Genomic DNA, 6,456 nt, shown 5'->3' with positions numbered 1-6,456 from the left:
CAGACAGGGTCTGATCAACATAGGAAAAACAGGACATTTTCACTTTGTAGAAAAGAGACACTTTAGCTTTGTGGCTACACTGTGAGTGCGCATTATGTATATTATGTTAAATTAAGTATCTATCTTTATAAGTAGTCAATTAGTACCTATAACGTTTTGCGTTTGTATCCCACTCTCTCTCCACCATCAGGTTACAGTTCTCTTTTCAATTACACTGTCACTTCGCGGCAATTTAACCGTAATGCCAATTTACCATAAAGTAGATAATTTGCAGATAAGCAAAATGCCTTTCGCAGGATGCGTTTGTCAGTTTGCTATCGTGGAAATTATCAAAGAAAAAGCCCCAAGCAATGCTCAGGGCTAGATTCTTGGTTATCACTGAGGATTAAAATTAGCCGCCAGCCAATTTTACTGTATGGCCTTTTTTCTCAAGTGCAGTTTTGATTACATCTCGCTTATCACCTTGGATCTCGATGTTGCCATCTTTCACTGAGCCACCACAGCCGCAAACTTTTTTCAGTTCGGCAGCCAACAATTTAAGTTGAGCATCTTCCAGGTCTAAACCCGTTACGATGCAAACTCCTTTACCTTTACGGCCTTTTGTCTGGCGTTGAATACGGACAATACCGTCACCTTTAGCACGTTGTGGTGCTGGTTTTTCTTCTTTGATGCGGCCAGTTTCTGTGGAAAATACCAAGCGGCTGTTGTCGTTCATGGGAAAATCTCGTTTAATTTCTTGGATCTGTGAACCAGGTACTATCTTGCGATTTCACATTTGAATATCACCTGAACCAGAATACTATCAATAATAGGTACTGTAACGGAAACAGTTATGATTAAAAACGTTATTTTTGACTTTGGTGCTGTGCTGTTCGAATGGAACCCTGCAAAAATCGTCTCGACGTTTACTGACTCTCAGGACGAACAAGCCCTATTACTTGAACATGTTCTGCAACACCCAGATTGGCTATCGCTTGATCGTGGCGAGATGTTGATGGCTGAAGCCATACCTCGTTGTGCTGCTCGCGTTAATCTACCTGAATCAAGGATGGAAGATTTTTTTGAGCATATCCAGAGCAATCTCCACTTAATTAATGAAACCTATGATCTAGTCAACCAAGTGTTAAGCCTTAACTTTTCTGTTTACTTTCTCACAAACATGAGCAGTGCCTTTTTTGAAAAATTAAATGAGCGGCATGCGCTTTACCAACTGTTTGATGGCGGTTTGGTATCCGGAAAAGAACTTACTATTAAGCCAGAAGCAGAATTTTTTGAACTGCTTTGCCAACGGTTTGATATTACCCCGAACGAGTCTCTTTTCATTGATGATCAACCGAAAAATCTCGATGCCGCTAAAGCCCTTGGGTTTGAAGTTTTTCACTTTAAATCGCCACAACAAAGCTGCTCAGACATTCGTAATTTGCTAAAAATTAACTAGAATTTTTGTTATTACGATGAAATTCATTTAACGTTCATCTGAAAAATGGCATATTGCCACATAATTTGTACCTAAGCGTCAGGAGTTTTCGTGAAAAGACTTTTTATCCCAGCAATGTTGTTATTCTCTGTTATGGGTTCCAATCTTGCCATGGCTGAGTCAAAAAGTGACGATTCGAAATCGATTGTAGGTCAAGTCGAGACAATCAAAGTCTATGATTTAGAAATGGATTACCTAGCACGTATTGATACTGGTGCAGCTACTACATCTATTCATGCCAAAGATATTAAAGTTATTGGTGATGAAAGTGACAGTGATAACATGCGAGACCACCTTGGCCATACCGTTGAGTTCACCTCTATCAATGAAAAAGGCGAAGAAGCGACTTACAAAGGTAAGATCGTCAAAGTCAGTAAAATTAGAAATGCCCAAGGTGTAGAAAGACGTTATGCCGTGAAGATGGATCTTGGCTGGAATGGTGAGCATAAGACTGTTGCAGTTAACCTACGAGACAGGAGTAAACTAGAATACAAACTCCTGATCGGACGTAATTGGCTCGAAGGTGACTATTTAGTCGACGTCGAGAAACTCGATGAAAACGATTAATTGAGTTAGCCAAGTAAAAATAAACGCCCTACTCTGGGCGTTTTTTTATTGCTGTTTGTTTTGCTGGAGTTTAGCAACAACCATATCTAAGTGCTTTTTTATAGCTAAGGGTGAACCTTTTAAGAGCTTGCTGCCTAGCATGACATACCAACCATTCGGTTCTCCATTATCATTGATTAGTTTAAAGCCTTTGTACTCTTCGATTTTCTGATCAACTCGTTCACTTTTATTGCCAGCAAGGAATTTTTCAGGCGGCATAAATGTTTGCATGTCATACCACCAATCGATACTTTTCTTTACCAGAGTTAGCTTACTGATAATTGTATTTCCATTGATAGTTGTTTTCCAACCATCAGGTGCTCCGGAGGCATTTTCAATATTGTGGCCTCGATGGAACAGTCTTTTTTTCATTTCTGCCTCGTTCTGTTGAGCCATAATGAGCCTTATGTTTTCATAAGTATTTTTAAATATAAGCATCAAAACTTTGGTTTGTCTGCTGTTTAAGCTCATTAATGTTACATTTGTGCGATTATATATGAAGTTTCGGGAGATCTATATTAGAATATGATAGTGAATAAATTATAGTGCATTAGGTAGATAAACTATGGCTAAAGAGATTGCTCCAATACAAGATGAAATAGAATGCTTGTTGAGTATAAAACGCTTCACTAAACCATTAGATACCGTGGAATCCATGAGAACACTCACTCACGACAAGTACGCTTCTAATACGCTCATTTCATTTAAAAATGATTGGAATAATTTCCTGGCTTTTTGCCGCTCTGAACATATCCCTGCACTTCCGGCTAAAGCTGATACGGTTCACCGTTATATCGAGCAAATGGCAAAGGTTAGAAAGTTAGCCAGCCTAAAACGATATATGGTCACCATCTCTCTCGTACACCGCTGCCATAACCTGAGTGACCCATGTGCAAAATCAGAGATTCGTCTCGCGATGAAAAAGCAGCAATTGGAGAAACACGACGATTACCAAAATGCTGCACCATTTCGAGATGAGCACCTTCAGCAATTGATTGATACCTTCGAGCTCTCTACAAAGCCTAAAGATATCAGAGATTTGGCAATATGGGCAGTAATGTTTGAAGCCATGCTTAAACGTAGCGAACTTGCTGCCCTTTCTGTTGAAAATCTATACATTCACAGCTCGGGGCTTATTGATTTAGATGTCAACCAAACAACAATTTCACTCAGTAGTATCGCGTCAAAAGCTCTACAACGTTGGCTAGTTATCGGCATGATTGAGAGTGGTTTTGTGTTCAGGCGTATAGACAGACACAGCAATATCGGTGATAAACCATTAGATCATTCTTCGATTTATCGCGTCTTCCGTCGAGCGAGTGACGAGCTCGGATTAGGGGAAACCTCCCTATTCTCAGGCCAGTCTCCTCGTGTAGGCGCAGCTAAAGATCTCTCTGATGCAGGATTATCTATTGTTGAAATTCAAGAACAAGGCCGTTGGAAAAGCCCAGCGATGCCGGCTCAATACGTTGGTAACACTGACAGGCATGATAAAGAAGTAAACAAATTCATCAAACCTAAACCCTGGGAAAAATAAGCAAAAGTGTCCCAGAATAATTTTGTATTTAGGTCATAACTATAAAATTATAGTGCATTAGAATAGGAGTATTTACTACCTTTTAGGCTCATCCGTCCAATGTTCCTCGTAGCCAACCGTTAAATCGATTGGGGCCGTAATTCTTTCGAACAATGCTTTGAGAGGCTCCATTTTACCAAAGTAACCGGCTTGATTTGCATCTACCCATTCATTGAGCCCAATGCCTTCCCAGCACACTTCATAACCCGCATTGATAGCCAATATCTCAAAGAATATTCTCTGTACCCGGCCGTTTCCCTCCCTAAAGGGATGAATGACATTGAGTTCGCAATAATAAAAAGCCAATTTATCAATGAACTCATCCAGCGCTAATTGACATAAATAGTCTTCTTCAGCTAACTCATTAAGTAACTTATTTGTTTCACGCTCAATGTTTTCCCAATGGCAAAAGCGCGTTTCACCTTTTGTGATATCAACCGTTCTAGGCATGCCTGCCCAAGGGTATAAGTCTTGGAAAAGCGTACGGTGAATTTGTTTTAGGTAGTCAAAAGAGAGATTATCAAAGGTTGGTTCAAAGTGACTCGCCCGCACTCGCGTGAAGTCCCGTTCAGCCGCCTCAAGCTCATCCTCATCTCGAATGTTGAGTAAGTTAATGAGGACCGTAGTGTCTGGATAACAATCAGGGTCTCTATCTACCCCATACCTATCTGGCATAGTGTCCTTTTAATTGTCTAATCTGTTCAATTTCACTCAAAACACTCTCTGAGTTGGCACACTCTTCTTGTTCTAAGTGGATCCCTTCTAATCGTAAACTCGCACGATAGTTCTTCGCTTGCAGTTGCTTAAAGCGCCTCTGCTTTTCATCATCCGTTAACATTTAAAGTCTTGTTGCCTCATCATTGTTATTATCGTTGGCGTACTTTAGAAAGTATAGCCAGTTTGTTTAGGAAGAAAAAAGCCGGGGCTAACCCGGCTCTTCATTACTTCACATTGTTCTTTATTGCCTGCTCCAAAAAGCCTTTGAAGGTGTGGCCATGGTGCTCAAGCATTTTAGGGAACATCGAGATTGGTGTCATACCTGGGAAGGTATTAATCTCATTGAGAAGAATCTCTCCGTCTTCACTTAGGAAAAAGTCGATACGTGACAAGTCCTTAAGCTTCATATGAACAAAGGCTTTGCGAGCGAAATGACGAATTTGCTCGATTTGTTCATCAGTCAGGTTAGTCGCTTCTACTGCTGTAGTAGAGTGGCTATCTGCACTGTATTTCTCTTCGTAGGTGTAAAACTGATCATCCGGGCAAGAGACCTCGCCAGGTTTTGTGATGACCAGTTCACCATTGAACTCATAAGATGAGATTTCAAGTTCGCGTGGTTTGATCGCTTTTTCAATCAGCACTTGCTCTGAGTAACCAAATGCATCATTGACTGCCTTTGCAAGTGCTTCCTTTTCAGTGACACGGTAACAGCCTACAGATGAACCTTGGCTTGCTGCTTTTACGAACACTTTGCCCCACTTATCAAACGCTTCTTCAGCTTGTAGATGAGCTTGTTCGTTGTTTTCACTCAAGAATACATAAGGGGTGTTTGGAATACCCAATGCATCAAACCATAGCTTTGTCGTGATTTTGTTGAAGCAGTTCGTGCTCGCTTCTGCACCACAGCCTAAGTAAGGCAATTTCGCCATATCAAGAAATGATTGAAGATCACCTGTTTCACCAGGGAATCCATGAACACATGGAATCACGTAATCAATTTTCAGCGCTTCATCACCCTGATGCAGTGTGCGATCAAGGTTAAGGTGACATAGTTGTCCCTGATGATTGAACCAACCATCAGATTTCATTTCTATCCGGGTATAAGTAATGTCGTCAATCTGCTTGAGCTGCTGTTCAATGTAATTGGCAGATACTAGAGAGACTTCGTGTTCGGCGCTTCCACCGCCACAGAGTAATAAAACGTGGATTGAGCTCATTATCATCCCTTGTGTAAAATTCTTCCTTAATAGTAATAAAAAAAAGGTGACTATTGCACCTCATATCTGTGGTTATGGGGATTTCTTTCGATTTTTTAACAAAAGCCAGCCCATTAAGCTAAAACTCGCTCAGTAATCATAATTTTACTTTATCAAATAAACAAAACCCACAACATCACTGAGACGGTTGTGGGCTCTATAGTCATTGGTTAGTTTCTCGATATCAGTTCAAACGAGTCAATTTAGGCGTTGGTGATGCCTTCACCTCATCGAGATCTCTGATGAAAGGTCCATATGTTTTCACATTATTAGGCAAGGCATCCAAGGCTGCGCGTGCTTGCTCTCTTGTCTCAAATTGGCCGTAAAGCAATGTATACCAAGGTATTCCATTGATAGTCTTTACATTCTTCCAGACTGGTTTGTCTGAAGGCAGTTTATTCATATAAGTGGTAAAGCCTTTGTTATGACTCAGTGACAACACCTGAATTGAATAACCTGATTGAGACATTGCAACATCAGACGAAGGGGTTTCTTCAGCCGCCTTTTTGATAACCTCTGATGCAGTCTCTTGGTTAGCGCTACCTGTATCAGCGATTTTAGTTTCATCTAACTTTGCTAGAGTCTCAGACTCTAACTGTTCTTGAATAAACACTTCTTCTGTAGAGGAAGAAATTATCTCGGTATTTCCTGAATCAGATGCGCACCCTGAAATCGCCGTAACTACGGCCAATACGGCTAGTTTTTTCATTATTTCTCTGCCAGACAAAAAATCTCATCACATTTTGCCGCCGGAAATTCCACCATTCAAGCCTAAGTTTAAGATAGATCAACAACTATCTGCCCTGTATCACAAGAAATACGGG

The 6,456-nt window shown here is 40.6% G+C and carries 9 protein-coding genes; 3 read left to right on the top strand and 6 right to left on the bottom strand.

Annotation, left to right across the window (positions count from 1 at the left end; all coding sequences use genetic code 11):
* Positions 1-391: 391 nt before the first annotated feature.
* Positions 392-715 (bottom strand): stress response translation initiation inhibitor YciH, encoded by a 324-nt coding sequence (yciH, locus tag BIZ37_RS28950; RefSeq protein WP_187464484.1) that lies wholly within the window; start codon positions 713-715, stop codon positions 392-394.
* Positions 716-832: 117 nt separating this feature from the next.
* Between yciH and BIZ37_RS28945 the strand changes: the two genes are divergently transcribed.
* Entirely contained in the window at positions 833-1,438 is a 606-nt protein-coding gene (locus BIZ37_RS28945; protein ID WP_187464483.1) for an HAD family phosphatase, read from the top strand.
* 114 nt (positions 1,439-1,552) lie between these two features.
* Positions 1,553-2,044, top strand: a complete 492-nt coding sequence (locus BIZ37_RS28940; RefSeq protein ID WP_222939882.1) for a RimK/LysX family protein — start codon at positions 1,553-1,555, stop codon at positions 2,042-2,044.
* A 45-nt stretch (positions 2,045-2,089) separates the two neighbouring features.
* Here BIZ37_RS28940 and BIZ37_RS28935 read toward each other — a convergent pair whose 3' ends face one another.
* Complete coding sequence (locus BIZ37_RS28935; protein WP_255526955.1) at positions 2,090-2,554, bottom strand: DUF3319 domain-containing protein; 465 nt, start codon at positions 2,552-2,554, stop codon at positions 2,090-2,092.
* Positions 2,555-2,648: 94 nt separating this feature from the next.
* Between BIZ37_RS28935 and BIZ37_RS28930 the strand changes: the two genes are divergently transcribed.
* Positions 2,649-3,620: a tyrosine-type recombinase/integrase gene (locus BIZ37_RS28930; RefSeq protein WP_187464482.1), complete on the top strand. Its 972-nt coding sequence runs from the start codon at positions 2,649-2,651 to the stop codon at positions 3,618-3,620.
* Positions 3,621-3,695: 75 nt separating this feature from the next.
* Here the strand turns inward: BIZ37_RS28930 and BIZ37_RS28925 are convergent, their stop codons facing one another.
* The 4 genes from BIZ37_RS28925 to BIZ37_RS28910 all read right to left on the bottom strand — a co-directional run bounded on the left by BIZ37_RS28925 (position 3,696) and on the right by BIZ37_RS28910 (position 6,341).
* Positions 3,696-4,334: a putative adenosine monophosphate-protein transferase Fic gene (locus BIZ37_RS28925; RefSeq protein WP_187464481.1), complete on the bottom strand. Its 639-nt coding sequence runs from the start codon at positions 4,332-4,334 to the stop codon at positions 3,696-3,698.
* Positions 4,324-4,497, bottom strand: coding sequence for a YhfG family protein (locus BIZ37_RS30715; RefSeq protein WP_187464480.1), 174 nt, complete (start codon positions 4,495-4,497; stop codon positions 4,324-4,326). Before BIZ37_RS30715 ends, BIZ37_RS28925 begins: the two co-directional genes overlap by 11 nt.
* A gap of 103 nt (positions 4,498-4,600) precedes the next feature.
* Positions 4,601-5,593 carry a D-alanine--D-alanine ligase gene (locus BIZ37_RS28915; RefSeq protein WP_187464479.1) on the bottom strand — a complete coding sequence of 331 codons (993 nt, stop codon included), beginning with the start codon at positions 5,591-5,593 and terminating at the stop codon, positions 4,601-4,603.
* A 223-nt stretch (positions 5,594-5,816) separates the two neighbouring features.
* A complete protein-coding gene (locus BIZ37_RS28910; RefSeq protein ID WP_187464478.1) occupies positions 5,817-6,341 on the bottom strand; it encodes an SPOR domain-containing protein in 525 nt (174 codons plus the stop codon).
* Positions 6,342-6,456: the final 115 nt, after the last annotated feature.

The organism is Photobacterium sp. BZF1 (assembly GCF_014349205.1).
Taxonomy (GTDB): domain Bacteria; phylum Pseudomonadota; class Gammaproteobacteria; order Enterobacterales; family Vibrionaceae; genus Photobacterium.
The sequence above is the reverse complement of the archived record's forward strand: the minus strand, read 5'-3'. Positions and strand labels throughout refer to the sequence as shown.

Bases quoted from the DNA above. Each gene is read 5' to 3' on its own strand.
- BIZ37_RS28935 (WP_255526955.1), bottom strand. From the start codon at position 2,554: ATGAGCTTAAACAGCAGACAAACCAAAGTTTTGATGCTTATATTTAAA.
- BIZ37_RS28940 (WP_222939882.1), top strand. From the start codon at position 1,553: ATGTTGTTATTCTCTGTTATGGGTTCCAATCTTGCCATGGCTGAGTCA.
- BIZ37_RS28945 (WP_187464483.1), top strand. From the start codon at position 833: ATGATTAAAAACGTTATTTTTGACTTTGGTGCTGTGCTGTTCGAATGG.
- BIZ37_RS28915 (WP_187464479.1), bottom strand. From the start codon at position 5,593: ATGAGCTCAATCCACGTTTTATTACTCTGTGGCGGTGGAAGCGCCGAA.
- yciH (WP_187464484.1), bottom strand. From the start codon at position 715: ATGAACGACAACAGCCGCTTGGTATTTTCCACAGAAACTGGCCGCATC.
- BIZ37_RS28930 (WP_187464482.1), top strand. From the start codon at position 2,649: ATGGCTAAAGAGATTGCTCCAATACAAGATGAAATAGAATGCTTGTTG.
- BIZ37_RS30715 (WP_187464480.1), bottom strand. From the start codon at position 4,497: ATGTTAACGGATGATGAAAAGCAGAGGCGCTTTAAGCAACTGCAAGCG.
- BIZ37_RS28925 (WP_187464481.1), bottom strand. From the start codon at position 4,334: ATGCCAGATAGGTATGGGGTAGATAGAGACCCTGATTGTTATCCAGAC.
- BIZ37_RS28910 (WP_187464478.1), bottom strand. From the start codon at position 6,341: ATGAAAAAACTAGCCGTATTGGCCGTAGTTACGGCGATTTCAGGGTGC.